The 23,418-nt window shown below is 73.5% G+C and carries 20 protein-coding genes; 13 read left to right on the plus strand and 7 right to left on the minus strand.

Annotation, left to right across the window (positions count from 1 at the left end; all coding sequences use genetic code 11):
* The first annotated feature begins 118 nt into the window (after window positions 1-118).
* Window positions 119-958, plus strand: coding sequence for an alpha/beta fold hydrolase (locus tag ACSU6M_RS30795; protein WP_437074132.1), 840 nt, complete (start codon window positions 119-121; stop codon window positions 956-958).
* A gap of 24 nt (window positions 959-982) precedes the next feature.
* On the opposite strand, the gene ACSU6M_RS30800 is transcribed toward ACSU6M_RS30795, so the two are convergent.
* Together ACSU6M_RS30800 and ACSU6M_RS30805 are read right to left on the minus strand one after the other, a co-directional pair.
* Complete coding sequence (locus ACSU6M_RS30800; protein WP_437074134.1) at window positions 983-1,258, minus strand: hypothetical protein; 276 nt, start codon at window positions 1,256-1,258, stop codon at window positions 983-985.
* Between the two features lie 323 nt (window positions 1,259-1,581).
* Window positions 1,582-2,145, minus strand: a complete 564-nt coding sequence (locus ACSU6M_RS30805; RefSeq protein WP_437074135.1) for a hemerythrin domain-containing protein — start codon at window positions 2,143-2,145, stop codon at window positions 1,582-1,584.
* A 261-nt stretch (window positions 2,146-2,406) separates the two neighbouring features.
* Between ACSU6M_RS30805 and ACSU6M_RS30810 the strand changes: the two genes are divergently transcribed.
* From ACSU6M_RS30810 to ACSU6M_RS30820, 3 genes are read left to right on the plus strand one after another with little or no spacing between them, the layout of a single operon-like run.
* Window positions 2,407-2,958 (plus strand): hypothetical protein, encoded by a 552-nt coding sequence (locus ACSU6M_RS30810; RefSeq protein ID WP_437074137.1) that lies wholly within the window; start codon window positions 2,407-2,409, stop codon window positions 2,956-2,958.
* Window positions 2,959-3,000: 42 nt separating this feature from the next.
* On the plus strand, window positions 3,001-4,185 hold the full coding sequence (locus ACSU6M_RS30815; protein WP_437074139.1) for a polysaccharide pyruvyl transferase family protein: 1,185 nt from the start codon (window positions 3,001-3,003) through the stop codon (window positions 4,183-4,185).
* A 50-nt stretch (window positions 4,186-4,235) separates the two neighbouring features.
* Window positions 4,236-5,669, plus strand: a complete 1,434-nt coding sequence (locus ACSU6M_RS30820) for an FAD-dependent oxidoreductase (RefSeq protein ID WP_437074140.1) — start codon at window positions 4,236-4,238, stop codon at window positions 5,667-5,669.
* Window positions 5,670-5,709: 40 nt separating this feature from the next.
* Here ACSU6M_RS30820 and ACSU6M_RS30825 read toward each other — a convergent pair whose 3' ends face one another.
* Entirely contained in the window at window positions 5,710-7,329 is a 1,620-nt protein-coding gene (locus ACSU6M_RS30825; protein ID WP_437074142.1) for a right-handed parallel beta-helix repeat-containing protein, read from the minus strand.
* Between the two features lie 361 nt (window positions 7,330-7,690).
* Window positions 7,691-8,143, minus strand: a complete 453-nt coding sequence (locus ACSU6M_RS30830; RefSeq protein ID WP_437074144.1) for a YbhB/YbcL family Raf kinase inhibitor-like protein — start codon at window positions 8,141-8,143, stop codon at window positions 7,691-7,693.
* A gap of 301 nt (window positions 8,144-8,444) precedes the next feature.
* Between ACSU6M_RS30830 and ACSU6M_RS30835 the strand changes: the two genes are divergently transcribed.
* From ACSU6M_RS30835 to ACSU6M_RS30870, 8 genes are all read left to right on the plus strand, one after another.
* The gene (locus ACSU6M_RS30835; RefSeq protein ID WP_437074145.1) at window positions 8,445-8,987 is read left to right on the plus strand and encodes a hypothetical protein; all 543 of its coding nucleotides are present in this window, start codon (window positions 8,445-8,447) and stop codon (window positions 8,985-8,987) included.
* A gap of 558 nt (window positions 8,988-9,545) precedes the next feature.
* Window positions 9,546-11,888: a molybdopterin cofactor-binding domain-containing protein gene (locus tag ACSU6M_RS30840; protein ID WP_437074146.1), complete on the plus strand. Its 2,343-nt coding sequence runs from the start codon at window positions 9,546-9,548 to the stop codon at window positions 11,886-11,888.
* Between the two features lie 9 nt (window positions 11,889-11,897).
* Window positions 11,898-12,374 (plus strand): (2Fe-2S)-binding protein, encoded by a 477-nt coding sequence (locus tag ACSU6M_RS30845; protein WP_437074147.1) that lies wholly within the window; start codon window positions 11,898-11,900, stop codon window positions 12,372-12,374.
* Window positions 12,375-12,427: 53 nt separating this feature from the next.
* Window positions 12,428-12,994 (plus strand): PadR family transcriptional regulator, encoded by a 567-nt coding sequence (locus tag ACSU6M_RS30850; protein ID WP_437074148.1) that lies wholly within the window; start codon window positions 12,428-12,430, stop codon window positions 12,992-12,994.
* Between the two features lie 126 nt (window positions 12,995-13,120).
* Window positions 13,121-14,803: a hypothetical protein gene (locus ACSU6M_RS30855; RefSeq protein WP_437074150.1), complete on the plus strand. Its 1,683-nt coding sequence runs from the start codon at window positions 13,121-13,123 to the stop codon at window positions 14,801-14,803.
* Between the two features lie 100 nt (window positions 14,804-14,903).
* Entirely contained in the window at window positions 14,904-16,421 is a 1,518-nt protein-coding gene (locus ACSU6M_RS30860) for a ricin-type beta-trefoil lectin domain protein (RefSeq protein ID WP_437074151.1), read from the plus strand.
* A gap of 226 nt (window positions 16,422-16,647) precedes the next feature.
* Window positions 16,648-18,006 (plus strand): diacylglycerol/lipid kinase family protein, encoded by a 1,359-nt coding sequence (locus ACSU6M_RS30865; RefSeq protein ID WP_437074152.1) that lies wholly within the window; start codon window positions 16,648-16,650, stop codon window positions 18,004-18,006.
* Window positions 18,006-18,638 carry a phosphatase PAP2 family protein gene (locus tag ACSU6M_RS30870; RefSeq protein ID WP_437074153.1) on the plus strand — a complete coding sequence of 211 codons (633 nt, stop codon included), beginning with the start codon at window positions 18,006-18,008 and terminating at the stop codon, window positions 18,636-18,638. Before ACSU6M_RS30865 ends, ACSU6M_RS30870 begins: the two co-directional genes overlap by 1 nt.
* Window positions 18,639-18,707: 69 nt before the next feature.
* On the opposite strand, the gene ACSU6M_RS30875 is transcribed toward ACSU6M_RS30870, so the two are convergent.
* The 3 genes from ACSU6M_RS30875 to ACSU6M_RS30885 form a co-directional block, all read right to left on the minus strand.
* Complete coding sequence (locus ACSU6M_RS30875; RefSeq protein ID WP_437074155.1) at window positions 18,708-19,433, minus strand: hypothetical protein; 726 nt, start codon at window positions 19,431-19,433, stop codon at window positions 18,708-18,710.
* A 127-nt stretch (window positions 19,434-19,560) separates the two neighbouring features.
* A complete protein-coding gene (locus tag ACSU6M_RS30880; RefSeq protein WP_437074156.1) occupies window positions 19,561-20,433 on the minus strand; it encodes a trypsin-like serine protease in 873 nt (290 codons plus the stop codon).
* A 99-nt stretch (window positions 20,434-20,532) separates the two neighbouring features.
* Complete coding sequence (locus ACSU6M_RS30885; RefSeq protein ID WP_437074158.1) at window positions 20,533-21,648, minus strand: CapA family protein; 1,116 nt, start codon at window positions 21,646-21,648, stop codon at window positions 20,533-20,535.
* 159 nt (window positions 21,649-21,807) lie between these two features.
* Between ACSU6M_RS30885 and ACSU6M_RS30890 the strand changes: the two genes are divergently transcribed.
* The gene (locus ACSU6M_RS30890) at window positions 21,808-23,253 is read left to right on the plus strand and encodes a glyceraldehyde-3-phosphate dehydrogenase (protein ID WP_437074160.1); all 1,446 of its coding nucleotides are present in this window, start codon (window positions 21,808-21,810) and stop codon (window positions 23,251-23,253) included.
* The last annotated feature ends 165 nt before the right edge of the window (window positions 23,254-23,418 follow it).

Raw genomic sequence — 23,418 nt, forward strand, 5'->3', positions numbered from 1 at the left:
GTCGGCGGCGGGGGTGCGCGGCGCAACGGGTTTTCGGGCGGGCCTGTCCACCGGGGCGTCGAGCCGCGCCGGCAAATGCGGTTGCCGGGGCCGCAGGTGGCTGAAACGATCGGCGATCATGGCCACCTTCTCGTCGTACGACGGAACCACACTCGCGTATCACGTCTCCGGCCAGGGCGAGCCCCTGGTCTGTCTGCCGGGCGGGCCGATGCAGGACGCCGCCTATCTGGGGGACCTCGGCGGGCTCGGCGCACGGCGGCGGCTGATCGTGCTCGATCTGCGCGGGACGGGGGAGTCGGCGGAGCCGGAGGACCCCGGCTCCTACCGCTGCGACCGGCTGGTGGACGACGTCGAGGCCCTGCGCACGCATCTGGGCCTGGAGCGGATGGACCTGCTGGCCCACTCCGCGGGGACCAACCTCGCCCTGCGGTACGCCGAGCGGCATCCCGAGGAGGTCGCCCGGCTGGTGCTGGTGACGCCCAGTCTGTTCGGCGCGGGCATCGAGGTACCGGGACAGGTGCGCCGCGAGACGGCGTCGCTGCGGAGGGACGAGCCCTGGTTCGCGGAGGCGTTCGCGGCGCTGGAGGAGATCGTCGCCGGGCGGGGGACGCCCGAGCACTGGGAGGCCGTCGCGCCCTTCGCCTACGGCCGTTGGGACGAGACGGCACGGGCGCACCACGCCGCGGGGGACCGGCAGCGCAACCGGCGTGCGGCCGCCGTCTACGGCTCCGAGGGCGCCTTCGCGCCGGACGCCACCCGCGCGGCCCTCGCCGCCTTCCACCGGCCCGTGCTGGTGCTCGCCGGAGAGGTAGACCTCAACTCCCCGCCCGGCCCGGTCGCCGAGGTCGCCGCCCTCTTCCCGGCCGCGCGCCGGGTCGTACTGCCCGGCTCGGCACACTTTCCGTGGCTGGACGACAAGGCCCGGTTCGTGGCGGCGGTGGAGGACTTCCTCGGCTGACCGGCCGGCCGTCGTCGTACGGGATCAGGCGAGAGCCGTCGCCACGCCCCCCGGCGCGTGGTCGGCCACATCGGCGCGCTCCAGCAGCTGGCGGGCCAGTTCGCGGGCCTCGGTCGCGGTCAGGGACGCCCAGACGCCGGGGCCGCCGTCGCGGTGGCCGCCCACGTCCAGGGTGACGCGGCTGAGCGTCCGCTCCTCCGGCACGAGCCTGAGGCACTTCACCACGATCCGGCGACCGCATCCGGTCACCAGCTCGGTGGCCCCGGCCGCACCGGACACGTCCCGCCCTGTCGACGCCATCGGTCTCACGCCCTTCTTCTGCAACACCGTCGGGAAAGACCCCTCGCCCGTGACCGCCGGGCACTGAGGGGAGCGCGGGCCGGACCCGGTTCCCTTCCCGGCGTCTCACCCTCGCGGTCGGCACAACGCCTGCGCGGCCCGCCTCATTCCTGCCCCCGCCCTCGGGTCCGGGCAGCGACGAGGGGCGCCGGCCACCCGTGCCGACGCCCCTCGACAGGACCGTCACTTCCGCTCGCCGCGCGCCCGGCCCGGACCGTCACTTCCGCTCGCCGCGCGCGCGGGCCGGGGCCCTCAGTCGGGCTCGCCGCGCCCCGGCGGGGCCGTCACTCCGGCTTGCCGCGTCCGGTCAGCATGTCGCGCATCCGGTCGACCAGGCCCATGCCGGGCGCGAGGAGCTTGTTGGCCGGGGGCTTGTCGGGCGCCGAGGGGTGCGGTCGCGTCGGCGCCGTCTTCTTCGCCATCCGGACCTTGTCACCGAGGTCGTCCAGCGTCTCGGGCGGACAGGCCGCGCGCAGTGAGGGGAACAGGTTCTGCTCCTCGTCCGCGATATGCGCGCGGATCTCGGTCATCAGCGCGGCCATCAGCCGGTCGAACTGCGGGTCGTCCGCCTCGCAGCCCTCCAGATCCTTCATGATCTGCTCGGCCTTGGCGTGGTCCTCCAGCTCGCGGTCGGCCATCGTGTCACCGTTCGCGAGGTGCTCGCGCACGGCCGGGTAGAGGTATGCCTCCTCGGCCACCGAGTGCCGTACCAGCTCCATCGTGACCTGATCGGCGTACATCTTGCGGTTCTTGTCACCCGAGGGCAGCGCCTCGATACGGGCGAACAGATCCTCGACCTCGCCGTGATCGGTCACCAGCTCGTCGATGACGTTGCCACCGTGACCCATGTCCTTCACCTCCAGCGTGAACTGACGGGTTCCGGTCGGACCCGCCGGCGCCCGAGTGCCCAGCGACCGTCGCGCTACACGGCGGATGCGCTGAGTAGCGCCCTCCCGGCCCATGGTGAGGGCAAGGAGGTCGGGGTACTCGCCGGGGCAGCCGACGGTGCCGCATTCGGGTGACGGGGCCAGGGACTCCCGGTGCGCAAGGGCCGCAGCGCGGACGCGCGGGCGCGCCGCCGCCGTACGCACGGAAGGGAGCGGCCGCCCATGAACGGTGTCGCGCACACGATCCAGGCGCTCTACGAAGGCGAGCAGGCCCTGGAGAGACAGCTGGCGGCCGCGGCCGTACGCCACGGCGGCGATCACGGGATCCACCAGGCCGCCACCGATCTGGCCCGGTGGTCCCACGACCACCGCGTCCGGCTCGCCCGCACCGGCCGCCTCTACGGCCTCGACCTGCCCGCCCCGCGGGGCGACGGCGGACCACCCGTACGCCGCCTCGTGCGCGACCGAGCCGCCCGCACCCGCGCCCGCCGCCCCGCGACCGGCACCCGTCTCCTCGACGACCTGCTCGAACTGCACCTGGCCGCCACCCGTACGTCGCTGCGCTGGGACATGCTCGCCCAGGCGGCCCAGGCCGCCCACGACGAACGGCTCCTCGAACTGGTGATCACCTGCCGCCCCCGCACGTTGCGCCAGATCCAGTGGACGCGCACCCTGCTTAAAGAGCTCTCACCCCGGTTGCTCACGACTGAACAGGCCCTGCCGGTTTCCTGCGACGGCTTCGGGCAACTCGGCCCCGAGCCCCACCGGCCATGATCGCGCCGGAAGTCCCGTCCCCGCTCGAACCAGGAGTCCCGGATGGCACTCACCCAGCGCCCCGCGCCGAGCCCCACCCTTCCGCGGATCGGCCTCCTCGGGTCGTTCGGCGGATTCAACATCGGTGACGAGGCGATCCTGCTGAGCGTGCTGAGCTGTCTTCGTACCCACCGTCCGGACGCACGGCTCGTGGTCTTCAGCCGCGACGCCGAGCACACCCGCACCCACCGCCGGGACGCCGACGAGGTCGTGCACTGGGAGGGCGTGCCGCAAAGGCCCGTCCTCGACGCCCTGGAGAGCCTGGACCTGCTCGTGGTCGGCGGCGGCGGATTCCTCTACGACGGGGAGGCCCGGCGCTATCTGCGCCTGGTCAAGGCCGCCCAGGACCGCGGCGTGCCCACCTTCGCCTACGCCGTCGGCGCCGGCCCGCTCAAGGACCCCGAGGACCGCGAGGCGGTGCGCACGGTGCTGGCCGACATGGACGAGGTCGTCGTCCGCGACGAGGAGAGCCACCTGGTCCTGGAGGAGGTCGGCGTCGAACGCGAGATCGTCGTCACCGCCGACCCCGCCCTGCTGCTGCCCCGCGAGCCCTTCACCGAGCAGATGATGCGCGCCGAGGGCCTGCCGACGGACACCCGGCTGGTCGGCATGTCCGTGCGCGAACCGGGCCGCGCCGCGGAGAAGCTCGACGAGGGCGACTACCACGCGCTGCTCGCCGACGTCGCCGACTTCCTCACCCGCCGGATGGACGCCCATGTGGTCTTCGTGCCCATGGAACGCCAGGACGTGCACCACGCCCACGCCGTGCTGTCCCGGATGAGCGCCCCCGACCGGGGCCGGATCCTGCACAACAGCTACAGCCCCGGCCAGATCCTCGGCTTCATGAGCCATCTGGACCTGGTCGTGGGCATGCGCCTGCACTTCGTCATGTTCGCCGCGCTGTCCGGGCTGCCGGTGCTGCCGCTGCCGTACTCCGGCAAGGTCTTCGACTTCGCCCGCCGGATGGGCGCCCCGGCCCTGGTCGGTGTGGCCCGCGAGCAGGCGGGGCTGATGCTCGCCGAGGTGGACCGGCTGTGGGACGAGTTCCCGCAGCGCCGGGAGGTGCTGGAGGCCCGGATGCGGCGACTGCGCGAACTGGCCGGCGAGACCTGCGCCCGCTGCGGCGCCCTCCTGGACCGGGTCGACGCCGCCGGTTCCGCCGCGCGGATCCGGCACGGCCACGGCTGAGGAGCCCGAGCACACGACCCCGACCCCGACCCAGTCACGGGAAGAGACCCATGCCGATCCTCGAACCACCCCGCGAGCCCCGGACGGTCACCCTCCCCCCGCGCTCCGCCCGCCACGGGGGCCGTACCGAGGTCCTCGTCGTGGGCGGCGGCCCGGCCGGCACCGCCGCGGCCCAGTCGGCGGCCGACGCCGGAGCCGAGGTCGTGCTGGTGGAGCGCTACGGCTTCCTCGGCGGCAACGCCACCGCCGCGCTCGTCATGCCGCTGATGTCCTTCCACAACGAGCAGAAGCAGGCCGTCTTCGACGAGGCCGGCGGCGACAACCGGCTGCTGCCGTCCGACCACGGCGAGGGCGAGGCCGTCGTCGCCGGTTTCCTGTGGCGGCTGCTGGAGCGGCTCACCGCGCGCGGCGGCTGCATCCCGCCCTCCCTGGACACCGGCTACACCGTGCCGTTCGACCCGGAGATCTTCAAGCTCGTCCTCCTCGACCTGCTCGACGAGTCCGGGGTACGGCTGCTGCTGCACGCCTTCGCCTCCAGCGCGCTGCCCCTGGACGACGGCTGGCGGGTGGTGTTCGAGACCAAGTCCGGCCCGGTGGTGATCGACGCGGACGTCGTCGTGGACGGCACCGGGGACGGCGACATCGCGGTCGCCGCCGGAGCACCGTACGAGATCGGGCGGCCCGAGGACGGACGGGTGCAGCCGATGACCCTGATGTTCCGGATGGCCGACTTCGACCCGGAGGGCTTCGCCGGCTACGTGCGCGCCCACCCCGACCAGTGGCGCGGGGTGCACGGCCTGTGGGACCTGGTGGAGAAGGCCACCGAGGAGGGTGAACTGCGCCTGACCCGTGAGGACATCCTCTTCTTCGGCACCCCGCACCCGCACGAGCTCAGCGTCAACAGCACCCGTGTCACCAAGGCGCTCGGCATCGACGTGTGGGACCTGACCCGCGCCGAGGTCGCCGCGCGCCGCCAACTGGACCAGATCGACCGGTTCCTGCGCACCCGCGTCCCCGGCTTCGAGGAGGCGTACGCCGTGCAGAGCGGCACCCAGATCGGGGTCCGCGAGACCCGCCGCATCCTCGGCGACTACCACCTCACCGGGCACGACATCCTGGGTGCGCAGTCCTTCCCGGACGTCATCGCGCACGGCGCCTACCCGGTGGACATCCACAACCCGCGCGGCTCCGGCACCGTCCTCAAACGCGTCCCGCGCGGCCGCTTCTACGACATCCCGCTGCGCTGCCTGCTGCCCCGCGGCATCGACCGGCTGCTGGTCGCCGGACGCTGCATCTCCGGCTCCCATGTGGCGCATTCCTCCTACCGGGTGATGCCGATCGCCATGGCCACCGGGCAGGCGGCCGGCGTCTGCGCCGCCCTCGCCGTGCGCTCGGGGCGGCTGCCGCGCGAGGTGCCCTACCCGCTGGTGCAGGAGGAACTGCGGCGCCAGGGCGCCCGGGTGCAGGACCCGGCCGTCGCCTGACCCGCGGCCCGCCCCGCGGCCCCGCGTGTCGCACAGCCCCTCACAGCCCGTCCTCCGCCCCGCGCACCTCACTCGGCGGGGTGGCGAACAGCGTGTCTCCCGAGGCGTTGCCGCGCAGATCGTTGCCGTGCGCGCCGCCGCCGTGCCAGATGCCCTCGGGGGTGATGCGCAGTCCGTGCGTCTGGGTCTTGTGCCGCTGGTCGTCCCAGACCCGGTTTCCGTGCAGTTGCAGGCCCTCGACCCGCGCGGCGATCGTGATCCCCGCCCGCGGCTGCGGCGGCTCGGGCAGCCGGTAGGCGGCACCCGCCGGGGGCAGGCCCTCCTCCCAGGCGGTCCGTGCGCCGGGCCGTTTCGGGGCGAGGGCCAGGCGGCGCCCGGTGGTGTACGACACCAGCGCGCTCTGCGAGCCGACCCGCACCCGCTTGCCGCGGTGGCCGTCGGGCGGCCAGTCGGCGTGCTCGTCGACGACCGCGAGCGGCTCGTAGCGGACACCGTCGCCGCCTCCGGCCGCGTCCGGCGCCGCGCGGCGGCCGTTGTTGCGGATCCGGTTGCCGGTGATCGCCACCTCGCGCAGATCGGCGCCGATGCGCACCCCGTCCAGGGCGTTGTCGCGGATGTCGTTGGACTCCAGCACCAGGTCGGCGGCCGGTTCCCGGTCCCCGCCCGCCAGATTGTGCTGCCAGTAGCCGTACCGGCCGTTGGAGCTGATCCGGTTGCCGCGCACCGCGTACGGGCCCGGCGTGTTGCCGATCGCGACGCCGTCGCGGAGGTTGCCGTCGATCACACAGCCGGTGACGATGCCGCCGCGCCCGCCGACCCCGGAGGTGCCCTGCGAGGACACGTCGAAGCCGGCCAGATGGTTGCCGAGCATCGTGCACGAGGTGACCAGCAGGCCGTCGGCGCCCCAGTCGGAGATGCCGTAGCGGTTGTCCTCGGTGTGGCAGGCGGTGATCCGGATGCCGCGCGGCGGCGGCCAGTACTCCTGCTGGAGCTCCACGAAGATGCCGTTGGTCCCGTTGCCGACCGCCGTGCACGCCGACACCGTCAGCCGCTCCACCGGGCCCCAGCCGCCGATCCCGATGCCGATGCCCGCCCCGCCCATGCATTCGCCGGGGTCCTGCCGCCCGCACCGCTCGGCCAGCACCCCCTCCACCACCGTGTCCTGGAGGAAGTCGCAGCCGAAACCGGTCGCCGCGGTGTCGTGGATGTACAGGTCGCTGAAGCGGGCCCGCCGCACGTACTGCAGCCCCAGGCCCTTGGCCAGCGGATCGTAGCGCTCGGTGTGCACTCCTGAGCCGTCCACCTCGAAGTGCGCGAAGGTGAGGTCGCTGAGGTGGTTGTCCCGGCCCGCCCCGTGCAGCTGCGTGGTGAACCAGGCCAGCGGCACGGGTGTCGTCGGCGCGCCCGGATTGCCCAGCGCGAAGCAGGTCGCCCCGCGGCCCGCGCCGATCAGGGAGACACCGCTGCGCCAGACGACCGCCCGGTCACGGACGACGTAGCGGCCCGCAGGGACCTGGATGACCCGGGGGCGGCCGTCCGCGGCGCACGCCGCCCCCAGGACGTCCACCAACCGCTGCAACGCGGGCCCGTCGTCGGTGACACCGTCGCCGCTCAGGCCGTGCTCCTGGGCGTCGACGGTCAGGGGGAGGGTCGTCGTCATGGGGTGCTCCTCTCGCGGCCACTCGGTGCCGGCGTCGGGGGCGGGGCGGGGGCGGCGGCGGATCGGGGTCGGTCGGGGGCGGGGTCGGGGTCGGCTGGGCGGTCCGGCGACGGAGGCCGGGTCGGGTGCGCGGTTCGCCCGCTCGGCGCCGGGTACCCGACAGCCACCGAGGAGCTCATCCGGGTGGTGCCTGTCGGGTGGGAGCGGCGAGAGGGTCGTCGGCTGTTCGGAGCCCGGCGAGGTGCTGCGGTACGCCCCCGATACGGGCGGGCGGCCGACGGCGTGGGTGAGCCGACGGTCCGGCCGGGTCCGCGGTACGCCCGGTCGGCCGTCTTCCCAGGGGTCTGCGCGGGGCGGGCGCTCACCGGTGGTACAGGCCCACCAGCGTGCCGCTGGCGACCTCCCGTTCCTCCACCGCGCGGTGCACCTGTTCCGCGGTGGGCTCGTCGGGCAGCACGCAGGGCTCGCGCAGGGCGTACAGGTGGAAGACGTAGTGGTGCGCGTCGTCGCCGGGCGGCGGGTGCGGGCCGCCCCAGCCGCGCCGGCCGTAGCCGTTGACCAGGTCGGTGCCGCCGCGCGGGTGCTCGCCGGTGCCCGCGCCGTCGCTGTGCGGGTCGATGCCGACGCAGACCCAGTGCACGAAGGTGCCCGACGGGGCGTCGGGGTCCTCGCACACCAGGACCAGCTCGGCGGCGTCGTCCGGCACCCCGGACCAGGTCAGCGGCGGAGAGACGTTTTCGCCCTCCAGCGCGTACCGGCGCGGGATGTAGGCGTTGTCGTTGAAGGCGCTGCTCTTGAGGTCGATGCCGGTCATGCGTCTCGGGGTACCCCTGGGGCGGTGGCGCCATGCGGTGCGGGAGGCGGGCGGGGGGAGGCGGGGGCGTGGGGTGCGGGGAGCGTGTGGAGGGGCGGGGGCGTGGGGTGCGGGGAGCGCCTGGGCAGGCGGGGCGTCCGGTGCGGGGAGCGCCTTGCGGGACCCCGCGTGGCGCCGCCGCGGTGCGCCCCGCTGTGGCGCAGACCACGGAAACGGGCTGGTTACGGACATGTCCGGCGGGGGAACGGCGGGCTACGGTGGTCTGCATCCCAGTGACCGAAGCGACGCGGACGGCCCGGCAGTGCTCGCAGACTTCTCCTCCCTCATCGCGGCGACGACCCGCTGGCTGCTGTGCGCCTATCCGCCCGGTGGCGGTGCGCTGGCCGCCGCCCTGTGCGAGGCCCAGGCCCGCCAGGCCGTCACCGTCGCCGCCTGGCTGCGCTACCCCACCCCCATGGACGCCGCCCTCGTCGGACTGGCCGGGCCCGGCGGTTCCGCGCGGCTGGACTGGATCGCCGGGGCGGACGGCTCCGGTGATCACGACTCGGGCGATGGCGATCCGGACGGCTCCGGCTGGCGCACATGGGTCGACGAGGTCGTGGCGAGCTGGGCGGCCTGTCTGCTCACCGACTCCGCGCTGGCGGCCCGCGGGGTGTCCGCCGTGGCCGGCGCCGAGCACGCGCCGGTGACCCCGCTCGGCTTCCGCCGCCTGACCGCCCCCGACGCCCGCGACCACCAGGCAGCGGCCCTGCTGCGCCACCCGGACCTGCTGGCCCCCGTCGCCGCCCTGCATCGGGCCGGCCTGCTGGACCTCCTTGACTCGGACGAGGCACTGATCGCCTGAGGGGCCAGGGCCCCCGAAGAGGCGCGCGGATCGGCCGAGGCGGACTCAGCAGGGGAGCGGATCACCTGGCCCCCTGCCTTCCAGCGAGGCGGTACCTCTGAGGCGGCCTCCGGCGAGGCGCCACCCGTGACGCGGTCTCCGGCAGGACGGACCCCTGACGCGGCCTCCGGCGTGGCGCGCCCCCGAGGCGGTCTCCGGCGAGGCGCCGCTCCCGAGGCAGCTTCCGGCGAGGCGCCGCTCCCGAGGCAGCTTCCGGCGAGGCGCCACCCCTGAGGCGGCCTCCGGCAAGGCGCCACCCCTGACGCAGCTTCCGCCAAGGCGCCACCCCCGAGGCAGCCCCCGGCAAGGCGCCCCCTGAGGCCCCCGGCAGGACGCCACCCCTGACGCAGCCTCAGCCAAGGCGCCGACCCCCGTAAAGCCGCGGCCCCCACGACCCCCACCGCCCCCTCCTTGTGGACTTTTCGAGGAGAACTCGCGGAGATCTTCCGTCGAGCGCCCCGGCCGGGCACAGTCGAGAGCCGCGATCCATGGGCATCCGCCACTCCGGGGAGGACAGTGATGGCAGCTCACGGCCGACCGCCGCGGCAGGACGCCGCGGAGGAGCCGGACGGAATAGGCAGGCGCAGATTCCTCGGGTACGTGGTGGCCGCCTCCACCCTCACCGTGGCCGCGAGCCTCGGCGAGAACGCGCTGGCGCCCGGCGAGGCGTCCGCGGCCGTGCCCTCGGTGCCGGGCCCGGCGGAGATCTACGACCTCAACGACATGCTCACCCACGCCGCGCTGCCCACGGCGAACCTGATCACCATCCGGATCGAGACCGACGGCACGGCGACCTTCGCACTGCCCCGCGCCGAGGTCGGCCAGGGCATCACCACCTCCAGCGCCATGCTCATCGCGGAGGAGCTGGACCTGCCGCTGGACCGGATCCGGGTCACCCTCGCGGACGCCCGCCCCGAGCTGCTCTTCAACCAGATCACCGGCGGCTCCAACACCACCATCTCCACCTTCACCCCCATCAGGGTCGCCGCCGCCGTCGCCCGAGGCCGCCTGCTGCGGGCCGCCGCCCTCCAACTCGGCGAGACCGTGGAGACACTGACCGCGAAGGCGGGCGCGATCCTGTCCACGGCCACCGGCCGCAGCCTGACGTACGGTGAACTCGCCGAGAAGGCCGCCAGTGTGACGACCTCTCAGGTGGCCGTGACGCTCAAGGACTCCGCGGACTTCAAGGTCATCGGCACCCCGCGGAGCCGCCTGGACGCCCGCGACGCCGTCACCGGCCGCAAGCAGTTCGCCATGGACGTCAAGGTGCCCGGCGCGCTCCCGGCGATGGTCTGCCGGCCGCCCACGATCAACGGCACCGTCCGTTCCGTGGACAACCTCGCCGAGGTACGGGCCATGCCCGGCATCACCGACGTCGTCCCCGTCTCCACCGGCGTCGCCGTGCGCGGCCGCACCTTCGGCCAGTGCATCGACGCCGTCCGTGCCCTGAAGGTCACCTGGGGACCCGGCACGGCCGAGGGCAAGTCCGACGCCACCGTGCTGGCGGAGCTGCGCCGGGCGGAACTCCCCTTGGTCGTGCCGCCGTTGGACCTGCTGACGAAGGCCGTCGACGAGCGGTTCACCTTCCACTTCGCCAGCAACAGCGCGCTGGAGCCCAACTGCGCGGTCGCCGACGTACGCGAGGACTCGGCGGAGGTCTGGGCCAGCCTGAAGAACCCCGTCACCGCCCAGGAGGAGATCGCGCTGAAGCTCGGGCTGCCGGTCCCGGCGGTGAAGGTGCATGTCACCGAGGGCGGCGGCTCGTTCGGCCGCAAGCTCTTCCACGACGCCGCGGGCGAGGCCGCAGAGATCTCCAGGGCCATGGGCAAGCCGGTACGGCTGATGTGGCACCGCACCGACGACTTCCGGCAGGGCCGCACCCACCCCATGTCGACGTCCCGCGTGCGGGCCACCTACGCGCTCGGCGAGGTGCTCACCTACGAGCAGCGGCACACCTCCGTCGCCACCGACTTCGGCCACGGCCTGGGGGAGATCATCACCGCCCAGGCCGCGCGGCTGCCCGTCGGCGACCTCACCTTCGCCGAGACCGTCTTCGCGCTGACCCAGCAGACCCCGTACCACTTCGGAGTCGTCACCCAGCTGCTGAGCGAGACGGACAAGGGCTTCAACACCGGTTCGATGCGCAACATCTACTCGCCCAACGTGCGTTGCGCGCAGGAACTGGTGGTGGACGAGCTGGCCCGGCGGATGGGCAAGGACCCCTATCGCTTCCGCCGGGAGTTCCTGAAGGACGAGCGCGGGCGGGCCGTCCTGGACAAGGTCGCCGAAGTGGGCCGCTGGGGGCGGGAGATGCCCGCCGGTACGGCCCAGGGGATCGCGATCCACCCCGAGTACCACGCCTGGGTGGCGATCCTCGCCGAGATCGACTGCCGCCCGGAGACCACCGGCCGCCGGATCCCGGACGCCTACACCGGCCCCCGGGTCACCAAGGTCGTGTGCGCCGTGGACGTGGGCCTGGCGGTCAACCCGCGCGGGCTCCAGGCACAGATGATGGGCGGCATCATGGACGGCATCGCGCTCACCCTCAGCTCCAGCCTCCACCTGGACGACGGGCACTTCCTGGAGGGCAGCTGGGACAACTACCGCTACACACGGCAGTGGAACACCCCGCCCGAGCTGGAGATCGTGGTCATGCCGCCGACGAGTGGAGAGCCGGGCGGCGCCGGGGAACTGGCGGTGGCGGGTGCCGCGGCCGCCGTAGCCTGCGCCTACGGACGCGCGACCGGCCGTATGCCGAAGACCTTCCCGATCAACCACGACGCACCGCTCGGCTTCGAGCCGAAGCCGACCGTCCCGCCGATCCCCGCCTCCCCGACCGACGGTCTCGACCGCGCCTTCTAGGAGCCTCTCGTGCCCGAACACACCTTCATCCTCAACGGCGAGCGGGTCACCGTGGACATCGAGGACGACGTCCGGCTGCTGTGGGTCCTGCGGGACGTCCTCGGGGTGACCGGCCCGAAGTACGGTTGCGGGATCGGCGTGTGCCAGGCGTGCACCAGCCACATCAACGGCAAAGCGTTCAACCCGTGCTCGGTGCCGGTGGGGGAGCTGGCCCCCACCGACGAGGTCACCACCATCGAGGGCCTGCCCGGCACGGTCGGCCGTGAGCTGCACCCCATGCAGGAGGCGTGGCTGGAGTACGACGTCGCCCAGTGCGGCTACTGCCAGCCGGGGCAGATCATGACCGCCGTCGCCACGGTCCGCCGGGCCCGCGAGGAGGGCCGGGAGATCACCGAGGCCGACCTCGACACGATCCGCAACGTCTGCCGCTGCGGCACCTACCACCGCATCCGGCAGGCCATCCGGGCCGGCGCCGAGAAGTACTGAGCCGGCTCCCGGTCACCTCATCGGCTGGTCGGCACGGGTGTTAGCTTGCTGCCATGGCTCTGCGAAACGCGCTGATGGCGGCCCTGCTCCAGGGCGAGGCGTCCGGCTACGACCTCGCCAAGGAGTTCGACGCGTCCGTGGCGAACTTCTGGATGGCCTCCCCGCAGCAGCTGTACCGGGAGCTGGAGCGCATGGAGGGCGACGGCCTGATCACCGCCCGCGTGGTGGAGCAGGAACGCCGCCCCAACAAGCGCCTGTTCTCCCTCACCGAGGCCGGCTACGCGGCCGTGCGCGCCTATGTGACGGAACCGGCCAGGCCCACGGCCATCCGCGACGAGCTGATGGTGAAGGTGGCGTGCGCGGACGTCGGCGACCTGGACGCGGTGCGCGCCGCCGTCGCCGAGCGGATGGAGCGGGCCCGCGCCAAGCTCGACCGCTACGAGCGGCTGCGGCAGCGGCTGCTCGCCGGGCGGACCGAGGAGCAGTACGTCGCCGAGGCCGAGCGCATCGGCCCCTACCTCACCCTCCTGCGCGGCCTGGCCTTCGAACGGGAGAACCTCCAATGGGGTGAATTCGCCCTGCGCACCCTGGAGCGGCGGGCGGCCTCGCGCGAGGTCTGACGGCTCCCCGGCCGAGGCGGCGGACAGCCCAACGGGCCCGCACACCCCCTAGGCTGCGCCGCACGACCGCGGTCCGCCCCGGTGTCCCGGTCCGGGCCGGGCGGACCCCCAGCCCAGGGGGAACCCATGGACTACTACGACCTCGGCGCCCACACCCGCCCCGTGACCACGTCCTCGCCCACCGCCCAGCTCTGGTTCGACCGCGGACTGGTGTGGACGTACGCCTTCCACCACGAGGAGGCCGTGCACTGCTTCGAGGAGGCAGCCGCGGCCGACCCCGGATGCGCCATGGCCCACTGGGGCATCGCCTACGCGCTCGGCCCCAACTACAACAAACCCTGGGAGTTCTTCGACGAGCGGGAGCTGGCCGGGACCGTCGAGCGCACCCACGCCGCCGTCGAGCGCGCCCACGCGCTGGCGGCCGGCGCCACCCCGGTCGAGCGAGCCCTCATCGAGGCCCTGCGCGCCCGTTACCCGCAGCAGCGGCCCGTCGAGGACTGCTCGGTGTGGAACGCGCCGTACGCCGACCGCATGCGGGCCGTCCACGACCGCGCCCCCGACGACCTGGACGTCGCCGCCCTGTACGCCGACGCGCTGATGAACCTCACGCCCTGGCAGCTGTGGGACCTGCGGACCGGACGTCCGGCCGAGGGCGCGCGGACGACGGAGGCCAAGGACGTGCTCGACCGTGCGCTCGCCACCGGCGCGGGCGCGGTCCATCCGGGCGTGCTGCACCTGTACATCCACCTGATGGAGATGTCCCCGGTCCCGGAGCAGGCGCTGCGGGTCGCCGACCGGCTGCGCGGGCTGGTGCCCGACGCCGGGCACCTGCTGCACATGCCCTCGCACCTGGAGGTCCTGTGCGGGGACTACCGGAGGGTGATCTCGGACAACACCGCGGCGATCGCCGCCGACGAGAAGTACCGGGAGCGTGCCGGGTCGATGAACTTCTACACCCTGTACCGGTCGCACAACTACCACTTCAAGATCTACGGCGCCCTGTTCCTCGGCCGGTTCCGGGTCGCCCTGGAGACCGCCGCGCAGCTGGAGGCGTCCATCCCCGAGGAGCTGCTGCGGGTGCAGAGCCCGCCCATGGCCGACTGGCTGGAGGGCTTCCTCGCCATGCGCGTCCATGTGCTGATCCGCTTCGGACGGTGGGAGGACATCCTCCGACAGCCCTTCCCGGACGACCCGGAGCTGTACTGCGTGACCACCGCGATGCTCCACTACGCCCGCGGGGTGGCCCTGTCGGCCACCGGCCGGGTCGTCGAGGCGGAGACCGAACGGGAGCTGTTCCGGGCGGCGGTCGGCCGCGTGCCCGCGTCCCGCATGCTGTTCAACAACACCTGCGCCGACATCCTCGCCGTCGCCTCCGCCCTGCTCGACGGCGAACTCGCCTACCGCAAGGGCGACTTCGACACCGCCTTCGCGGACCTGGAGCGCTCGGTCGCGCTGGACGACGGCCTCCCGTACGACGAGCCCTGGGGCTGGATGCAGCCCACCCGCCACGCGCTCGGCGCGCTGCTGCTGGAGCAGGGCCGGGTGACCGAGGCGGAATCCGTCTACCGGGCCGACCTCGGCCTGGACGACACCTTGCCGCGCGCGTGCCGACACCCCGGCAACGTCTGGGCGTTGCACGGCTTCCACGAGTGCCTGGTCCGGCTCGGCAGGCACGGTGAGGCGGAGATCGTCGCACAGCAGCTGAAGGTCGCCACCGCCCTGGCGGACGTGCCGATCGAGGCGTCCTGCTTCTGCCGGCTCGACACCGGAACCGCCAACTCCACCGGATCCGGCGGCTGTTGCTCCTGATCACGTGATCGTAAAAGGTGAACCTTTCTCACGTTCAATGTCTTCCCCCTGCGGCTACCCGCCGGTAAACCGTGGGTAACACCTGTATCGGGGAGGCGTAATGAAGCGCACCAGACCCAGGATCAGATGGACCACGGCCCTCGTCGCGACGGTCGCCTCGGCCCTGGTGGGGCTGACCGCACCCACCGCAGGCGCCGCCACCGCCGAGGCGACGGCCGCCTCGACCCCGCTCCCGGCCGAACTGGAGCGGATCCGTGCCGCCGAGGCGACCGCCCTGTACGGCGACCCCGCCGAACGCCCGCTCGCCGAACGCAAGTCGTCACTGATCTCCCTCGGCGACAGCGAGATCTCCGGCGAGGGCGTCGGCACCTACGAACCCGGCACCAACGGCCCGGACAACTGGTGCCACCGCTCGCCCGAGGCGGCCGTCCACCGCACCGGCATCGCCGCCGACGTGACGTACAACGTCTCCTGCTCCGGCGCCTACACCGGCAACATCCGCATCGGCGGCGGCAAGCAGTACGCCGACGAACTCGTCCAGAGCGACAACCTCGCCATCAAGGCCCGCAACACCCGGATCAAGATGGTCCTGCTGGTCGCCGGCGCCAACGACGACCTCCAGTTCGGCCCGGTCATGACCGACTGCGTCACCCGCTGGGTGCTCAGCCAGGGCCCCTGCGAGCCCAAGTACGCCCCCGGCTGGCAGGCCCGCGTCGACGGGCTGCGCCCCAAGGTCGAGCAGACCGTCCGCGACCTGCGCACCGTGATGCGCGACGCCGGATACGCCGACGGCGACTACAAGCTGGTCGTCATGGGCTACCCCAGCCCCATCGGCCCCGACTTCCACGACAACCCGGACTTCCCCGGCAAGCTCCCCGGCGGCTGCGCGGGCTACGACTCCGACGCCAAGTGGGGCCGCGACTACGCGGTGCCCGTCTTCGAGCGCGGCATCCGCCAGGCCGCCCGCAACACCGGGGCGGTCTACCTCGACAACTCCCGGCTCTTCCACGGCCACGAGGTCTGCATGGAGGACCCCTGGGCCCGCGGCCTCTACCTCGATCTCGGCGACCACTTCCCCTGGGACGAGAACACCGCGCGCCAGTCCTTCCACCCCAACGCCCGAGGCCACGCAGCCTTCGCCCGCTGCCTCACCCAGCTCTACAACTCCGGTGCCACTGAGGCCAGTTGCGCCGACCCGGCCAGCACCGGCACCCCGCAGCTGTACCCGCTCGCCTGGGACGACGTCTTCAGGCCGCTGAAGAACGAGGCCGCCGGCACCTGTCTGGACGCCAGCGGCGGGTCCAGCGCCAACGGCACCGCCGTCATCGGCTGGGACTGCCACGGCGGCCGCAACCAGGGATGGTGGTACGACGGTCAGCGCCGCTCCCTGCACATCGAGACCACCCACGACCGCTGCCTCGACGTGCCCGGCGGCTACACCGCCGGCCGTGCGCTCGTCCTGTGGAACTGCCACGGCGGCACCAACCAGCAGTTCGTCCGCCAGTCCGGCACCATCCGGCCCGCCGCCGCGACGGGGCTGTGCCTGACCCTGGCCTCGGCCAAGGACCCGCTGCGGCTCCAGACCTGCGACGGCTCGGCCCGCCAGCGCTTCTCCTGACGCGGACCGCGCACCCGCACACACACCGGAGGCCGCCCCCGCGCCGGGGGCGGCCTCCTCGTCGCTCGGCGGTCGCCTGCCGCTTTCCCCCGAGATGATCCACCGGAGGGGCCGCGGCCGGTCCATCATGAGATCGTCGACACGGACGCCGGGCGGCCGCCGATGCGCGGGCCTCGCCCCGGCTCCGGCGCAACGGGCGGTGACATGACGGAGGGCAGGCACAGCGATGGCTACGGCGGCGGGGACCGGCCCGAACGGCACCGGCCCGGACGACGGCCGCGCCCGCACCTGGGCGCGGCTCGCGGTGGCCTGCGCGGCCGGGGCCGTCGCGGTCGTCGCCGCGGCCGCCGGGTCCGGCGGCTGGCTCATCCTGGTCATCGGCCTCGGCGGGCTCGCGCTGACCGGCGCCGGTGTGTGGTGGGCCCTCGCGCACCGCGGAGCGGCCCGGCTGCTGGGCGCCCTGCTGGCGCTGATCACCCCGCTCGGCGTCCTGGTCTTCTTCGCCGCCACCGACCTGTGGGTCGTGGCCGTGGGCGTCATCAGCCTGTGGGCCGCCGCGCTGGCCGCCGCCCGCGCCTGTCTGCGCCGGCTGCGCCAGCCGTACGGCATGCACGCCCACCGCCGTACCCCGCCCCGCCGCCCCGTACTGATCATGAACCCGCGGTCGGGCGGCGGAAAGGTCGAGCGCTTCGGCCTCGTCGACCGTGCCGAGGCCCTCGGTGCCCGTGTGCTGCTCCTGGAGCAGGACACCGGCCCGGACGCCGAGACCCTGGCCCGCCGGGCGGTCGCCGAGGGCGCCGATCTGCTGGGCGCCGCCGGGGGCGACGGCACCCTGGCGATCGTCGCCGCGGTCGCCGCCGAGCACGACCTGCCGTTCCTGGTCGTCTCGGCCGGCACCCGCAACCACTTCGCCATGGATCTGGGCCTGGACCGCACCGACCCGTCGACCTGCCTCGACGCCCTCACCAGCGGCGTCGAACTGCGCGTGGACCTCGGTGATGTGGACGGGCGGCCCTTCGTCAACACCGTGTCCTTCGGGGCGTACGCGCACATCGTGCAGAGCCCCGAGTACCGCGACGCCAAGGCCGTCACCGCACTCGAACAGCTGCCGGACCTGCTTCTGGGCGACGCGGGCCCCCGGCTGCACGCCGATGTCGGCGACCTCCGGCTCACCGACCCGCAGGCGCTGCTGATCAGCAACAACCCCTATGCGCGCGCCGATCCGCTCGGCGGCGGCCGCAGACCCCGGCTCGACCGCGGCACGCTCGGCGTGGTGGCCGTCCGTGTGGAGAGCGCGGCCCAGGCCGCCGAGGTGGTCCTGCGCGGCGAACGCGCCGGCAGCATCACCGTGCTCACCGGCTCCCGTGTGGTGGTGGGCGCCGACGCCGAGCGCATCCCGGTCGCCGTCGACGGAGAGGCGCTCACCCTGCCCGTGCCGGTGGTGTGCACCGTACGACCGCGGGTACTGCGCGTCCGGGTGCCGCTGCACCGCCCGGGCGCCTCCTATGTGACGCCGCCGGTGGACTGGCGGCGCATCGTCCGACTGGCACTCACCCCTCGTCACACCGTTCCAGGAGCCGATTGATGTCCGACCTTCCGGCCCACGACCGTCCGGCCCACGACGGCGCCGCCTACGACCGTCCGCCCCGCGACGGCCTCCCGCACCGCCGCCTCGTCCGCGATCTCGGCGCCCTCGACCAGGCCCTGTACGAGGCCGTGACCGTCACCGAGACCCCGGCACTGGACGCGGCGCTGCGCCGGCTGTCCGCGGCCGCCGACCACTCCAAGCTGTCGTTCACGGTCGCGGGGCTGCTCGCCCTGGTGCCCGGCCGGCCGCGCCGGGCCGCCCTGCTGGGCGTGGCCGCCGTGGGGGTGGCCTCGGCGAGCGCCAACCTGATCGGCAAGAAGCTGGTACGGCGGCGCAGGCCGCACCGCGCCGAGGACTCGCCGTTCCCCGGGCGCCATGTGCCGATGCCGGAGTCGGCCTCCTTCCCCTCCGGCCACACCGCATCCGCCGTGGCCTTCGCCGCCGCGGTCGGCCCCGTGCTGCCGTTGTCGACCGTGCCGCTCGGCCTGCTGGCGGCCGCGGTGGGCTACTCCCGCGTGCACACCGGCGTCCACTACCCGGGCGATGTGATCGCCGGAGCGCTCCTCGGCACGGGCGCGGCGGCGGTCGTCCTGGGCACCGCGGCCCGCGCGGCACGGGCCGCGCACTGACGCCGGCCCGCCCCCGCCCGGCCCGACGGCTCCGGGCGGCGGGGCCTCGGTGCCGTCGGGACAGCGGCCTCAGCCCGACTGCTCCGCCGCGGCCGGTGCCTGCGCGCTGTCGGCGGCGGCGGACGGGCCGGCGGTGACGGGCGCGTCGGCGGCATCGGGCGCGTCGGCGGCCGAGTAGAACACGGACGTGCCCTGCTTGGTGCGCTGGGCGCGGTTCTTGGCGACCAGGCCCTCAAGGGTCGTCCGGACGACGTTGGTCTTGATCTCCCGGTCCGGGTGCGCGGCACCGAGCGCCGAGGCGACCTCGGCGGCCGAGCGCGGCTCGCTCTGCTCGCTGAGATGACCGTGCACCAGGTCGACGAGCGTGGGCGCGGACGACGCCTTGCCGGACGCCTTGCGAGCGGCCGTGCGCTTCGGCGCCGCCTCGGCCGCCTTGCGGGCGGGCCCCTTCTTCGCGCTGTCCGCAGCCGCCTTGCGGCCGGGCGCCTTGCCCGCACCCTCCGGAGCCGCCTTGCGGGCGCGGCGCGGTCGAACAGGCGCCTCCTTGCGGGGAGTCGGTACGGCGGGACCCTCGGCGGGGGCGGCCGGTGCCGTGACACCGAGCGCCTGCTGCATGCTGAGAAGCACCGAGTGGTCCCGGCGCAGCACGGCCAACTGCTCCTCCAGCGCGGCGATCTCGGCGCTGACGCGTTCCTGTTCCTTGACGTTGCGTTCGAGGTCGCCGGTCACCTGGGCGATGTAGTGGGACGCGAGCTCGGTGGTGTCGGTGGTGGTGTCGCTCGTGCTGTCGGTCATATGTGCCTCCGGCGGGGTGGGCGGGCTGATTGCTGCTGTGAACTGCCCTGTGGGAACAGATGGTAGGCGCGGGTGCGCCGAGTTGGCCCCGTCGCACCCGCAACTGCCCGCCGGTGGCACAGCTGTGCTACGGCAGCTTGACGAACGGGGCGAGGAAGGCGCGGGCGCCCGGGGTGTCCAGGCGGTAGACGACATTGGTGGCGTAGCAGGGGCCGTCACCGGTGATGGTGGTGGCCGCGAGGACCCTCTTGCCGCCCAGCGTGGCGAAGTTGGGGCCGCCGGAGTCGCCGTAGCAGGCGCCGCCGTTGCCCTGCGGGGCGGTCATGGCGAGGCGTACCCAGGCGTCGTTGAGGGCGTCGAAGGTGACGGGCGCCTTCATGCGGACGCCGCCGCCGGGGTGGGTGTGGCCGCCGGGGCCGCGGGCCGCCTCCTGGGTGCCGTAGCCGGCGACGACCCAGTCGGTGGAGTTCAGCCCGCGCGGGCCGAGCGCGCCGAGCTGATCGGCGGTGGGCAGCGTGGCCGGGGTGAAGGACCAGCGGGACTTCACCTTCTCGGCGGGCAGTTGGACCACCGAGATGTCGCGGGTGTCCGAGGCGGGGCCGGGGTAGCCCGGGTGGTTGTGGGCCGTGCCCTCGACGGCGACGGCCCGCGCCTGTGCGGCCGGGTCGCCGGGGTGGCGCTCGGCGGCGGCGTCCAGGCCCGCCTGCACGTCCTGGTCCAGGGACACGTAGAACCGCACGTTCTCCGGCCAGTCGGTGGTGCAGTGCGCCGCGGTCAGGAAGGTGTCCGCGTCGATCATCGTGCCGGAGCAGACCCAGTCGACGCGGTCCGGGGTGGCCGGGTTCCCGTCGTTGTCCCAGGTGGCGACGAGCGCGCCGACCTCGGTGCGTTCGGGTGCCGGGGTGGCGTTGTAGGAGTTGATCGCGGACGAGGTCGTCGCGGTCGCGATCACGGCGGCGCAGGCCGCTGCGGTGACGGCGGTGGCGCGTAGGGAGGTCAAGAAGAACCCCTTCGGACGGTGGTGGACGGGCGTTCTCCTGTGGGAGGTGAGAGGAATTGAAGCGCCTGGGGCGGACGGCCACAAGAGCGGATCACACCGTCATGGCGCTCGGTCCGCCGGCCGTGCCACCAGCGTGCCGTCGTCCGCGCGCTCGACCCGGACGCCGTAGGGCCGGCTGACGCGGGCGAGGACGCCGTGCAGCCACAGCGCGTCGTACTCCGGGGCACGTTCCAGACGGAGCCGGCGGCTGCGCAGCGGGATCATGCGGACCTGCCTCAAGCGCCCGTCGTCCGCGTCGAGTTCGACCAGGTACAGCAGCCGCAGGTCGTTGCGGTAGCGCTCCTGTCCGCCGATGCCCTCGTAGTCGTTCACCAGGTCGCCGCAGCCGTGCAGCACCAGCCGGCCGCGGTGGACCTCCAGGGGGCGCGGATGGTGCGAGGAGTGGCCGTGGACGACATCGGCGCCCGCCCCGACGAGCGCATGGGCCAGCGAACGGTCCGAAGCGGCCGGGGAGTAGCCCCAGTTGGAGCCCATGTGCACCGACACCACCACCAGGTCCCCGGCCCGCTTGCGCTGGGCCACGGCCTCCAGCAGCCGGGCCACGGCCGCCTCCCCGGCGTGGTGGACACCGCTGCGCGCGGCGGTCGCCGCCCAGTCGCGGGGCACCCCGCTGGAGGAGGCGGCGAGCCCGAACACGGCCAGCCGCACCCCCGGCCGCGGCCGCAGCGTCACCGGTGCGCCGGCCTCGCGCAGATCCGCGCCCGCGCCCACGTACGGCAGCCCGGCACCCGCCAGCGCCGCCAGCGTGTCGGCGAGCCCGCGCCGCCCGTAGTCGAGCACATGGTTGTTGGCCAGCACGCACACATCGGGGCGGACGGCGGCCAGGGCAGGGAGGTTGGCGGGGTGCATCCGGTAGTGCACCGCCTTGCCGGGGACGCATCCGTCGTACGTGGTCACGGCCGTCTCCAGATTGACGATCCGTGCCTCGGGCGCCGCCGCGTCCAGCAGCGCGAGCGCCTCGCCCCACGGATACCCGAACCCGGCGCCCCGCGGCACCCGGCCGTATCTGGCCTCCGCCAGCGCGATGTAGTCGCGGGCGTCGCGGACGTACGCCTCGGGGACGGCCGGATCCAGCGGGTGCGGCAGGAGCTGGTCGACTCCCCGGCCGAGCATCACGTCTCCGCAGAGGAACAGCGAGACCGGCTCCCTGCCCATACCTCATGACACCTGCCGTGGCCCGGCCGTGCAAGTGCCCCTCCAGCGGGGACGAAACGGGGCATATGTGAGCCCGGTCCCACTCCCGCGGCACCCCTTGAACGGCCGGAATCCGATGGGGTTAGCATATGAGCGCCGTCTAGCTCGAAAGTGAAGACTGTGACTGTCAACGACGACTCGTTCACCAACTGGAAGAACCGCGAGGAGATCGCGGAGTCGATGATCCCGATCATCGGGAAGCTGCACCGTGAGCGGGACGTGACCGTCCTGCTGCACAGCCGCTCCTTGGTGAACAAGTCGGTGGTCAGCATCCTCAAGACGCACCGGTTCGCCCGCCAGATCGCCGGCGAGGAGCTCTCGGTCACCGAGACGATGCCCTTCCTCGAGGCCCTGACCACCCTCGACCTCGGCCCCTCCCAGATCGACATCGGCATGCTGGCCGCGACCTACAAGGCCGACGACCGCGGTCTGTCGATCGCCGAGTTCACCGCCGAGGCCGTCGCCGGCGCCACCGGCGCCAACAAGATCGAGCGCGGCGAGGGCCGCGACGTCGTCCTGTACGGCTTCGGCCGCATCGGCCGCCTCGTCGCCCGCCTGCTGATCGAGAAGTCCGGCTCCGGCAACGGCCTGCGGCTGCGCGCCATCGTGGTGCGCGGAGGCGGCGACCAGGACATCGTCAAGCGCGCCTCGCTGCTGCGCCGCGACTCCATCCACGGCCAGTTCCAGGGCACGATCACGGTCGACGAGGCGAACAGCACCATCGTCGCCAACGGCAACGAGATCAAGGTGATCTACGCCAACGACCCGTCGGAGGTCGACTACACGGCGTACGGCATCAAGGACGCCATCCTCATCGACAACACGGGCAAGTGGCGGGACCGCGAGGGCCTGTCCCAGCACCTGCGCCCCGGCATCGACAAGGTCGTCCTGACCGCCCCCGGCAAGGGCGACGTCCCGAACATCGTGCACGGCGTCAACCACGACACGATCAAGCCGGACGAGCAGATCCTGTCCTGCGCCTCCTGCACCACCAACGCGATCGTCCCGCCGCTGAAGGCGATGGACGACGAGTACGGCGTGCTGCGCGGCCACGTGGAGACCGTCCACTCGTTCACCAACGACCAGAACCTGCTGGACAACTACCACAAGTCCGAGCGCCGGGGCCGCTCCGCGCCGCTCAACATGGTCATCACCGAGACCGGCGCCGCCTCCGCCGTCGCCAAGGCGCTGCCCGACCTCAAGGCGCGCATCACCGGCAGCTCCATCCGCGTGCCCGTGCCGGACGTCTCGATCGCGATCCTCAACCTCCAGCTCGCCCGCGAGACCACCCGCGAGGAGGTCCTGGAGCACCTGCGCGAGGTGTCGCTGACGTCGCCGCTGCGCCGCCAGATCGACTTCATCAGCGCCCCCGACGCGGTCTCCAGCGACTTCATCGGCTCCCGCCACGCCTCGATCGTCGACGCGGGCGCGCTGAAGGTGGAGGGCGACAACGCGATCCTCTACCTCTGGTACGACAACGAGTTCGGCTACTCCTGCCAGGTCGTCCGCGTCGTCCAGCACGTGACCGGGGTGGAGTACCCGACCTTCCCGGCCGCGCAGGTCTGACCTTCTCGCCCGCCGCAGCACCGGCCCTCCACCGTCGCCGCACGGTGGGGGGCCGTGGTCGTACGGCGGCCGGAGCCCCGGTGCGCGGGCCGTGGCCGGTGGCCGCCCCCCGCTCCCGCGGGCCAGAGCGGGCGGCTGCGCCGTGACCGCCGCCCGGGTGACCGG

The sequence above is a fragment of the Streptomyces sp. enrichment culture genome, from assembly GCF_964272895.1.
Classification (GTDB): domain Bacteria; phylum Actinomycetota; class Actinomycetes; order Streptomycetales; family Streptomycetaceae; genus Streptomyces.

Excerpts from the sequence above, each read along its gene's own strand:
- ACSU6M_RS30795 (WP_437074132.1), top strand. The coding sequence starts at position 119 with ATGGCCACCTTCTCGTCGTACGACGGAACCACACTCGCGTATCACGTC.
- ACSU6M_RS30800 (WP_437074134.1), bottom strand. The coding sequence starts at position 1,258 with ATGGCGTCGACAGGGCGGGACGTGTCCGGTGCGGCCGGGGCCACCGAG.
- ACSU6M_RS30805 (WP_437074135.1), bottom strand. The coding sequence starts at position 2,145 with ATGGGTCACGGTGGCAACGTCATCGACGAGCTGGTGACCGATCACGGC.
- ACSU6M_RS30810 (WP_437074137.1), top strand. The coding sequence starts at position 2,407 with ATGAACGGTGTCGCGCACACGATCCAGGCGCTCTACGAAGGCGAGCAG.
- ACSU6M_RS30815 (WP_437074139.1), top strand. The coding sequence starts at position 3,001 with ATGGCACTCACCCAGCGCCCCGCGCCGAGCCCCACCCTTCCGCGGATC.
- ACSU6M_RS30820 (WP_437074140.1), top strand. The coding sequence starts at position 4,236 with ATGCCGATCCTCGAACCACCCCGCGAGCCCCGGACGGTCACCCTCCCC.
- ACSU6M_RS30825 (WP_437074142.1), bottom strand. The coding sequence starts at position 7,329 with ATGACGACGACCCTCCCCCTGACCGTCGACGCCCAGGAGCACGGCCTG.
- ACSU6M_RS30830 (WP_437074144.1), bottom strand. The coding sequence starts at position 8,143 with ATGACCGGCATCGACCTCAAGAGCAGCGCCTTCAACGACAACGCCTAC.
- ACSU6M_RS30840 (WP_437074146.1), top strand. The coding sequence starts at position 9,546 with ATGGCAGCTCACGGCCGACCGCCGCGGCAGGACGCCGCGGAGGAGCCG.
- ACSU6M_RS30850 (WP_437074148.1), top strand. The coding sequence starts at position 12,428 with ATGGCTCTGCGAAACGCGCTGATGGCGGCCCTGCTCCAGGGCGAGGCG.
- ACSU6M_RS30855 (WP_437074150.1), top strand. The coding sequence starts at position 13,121 with ATGGACTACTACGACCTCGGCGCCCACACCCGCCCCGTGACCACGTCC.
- ACSU6M_RS30860 (WP_437074151.1), top strand. The coding sequence starts at position 14,904 with ATGAAGCGCACCAGACCCAGGATCAGATGGACCACGGCCCTCGTCGCG.
- ACSU6M_RS30865 (WP_437074152.1), top strand. The coding sequence starts at position 16,648 with ATGGCTACGGCGGCGGGGACCGGCCCGAACGGCACCGGCCCGGACGAC.
- ACSU6M_RS30870 (WP_437074153.1), top strand. The coding sequence starts at position 18,006 with ATGTCCGACCTTCCGGCCCACGACCGTCCGGCCCACGACGGCGCCGCC.
- ACSU6M_RS30875 (WP_437074155.1), bottom strand. The coding sequence starts at position 19,433 with ATGACCGACAGCACGAGCGACACCACCACCGACACCACCGAGCTCGCG.
- ACSU6M_RS30885 (WP_437074158.1), bottom strand. The coding sequence starts at position 21,648 with ATGGGCAGGGAGCCGGTCTCGCTGTTCCTCTGCGGAGACGTGATGCTC.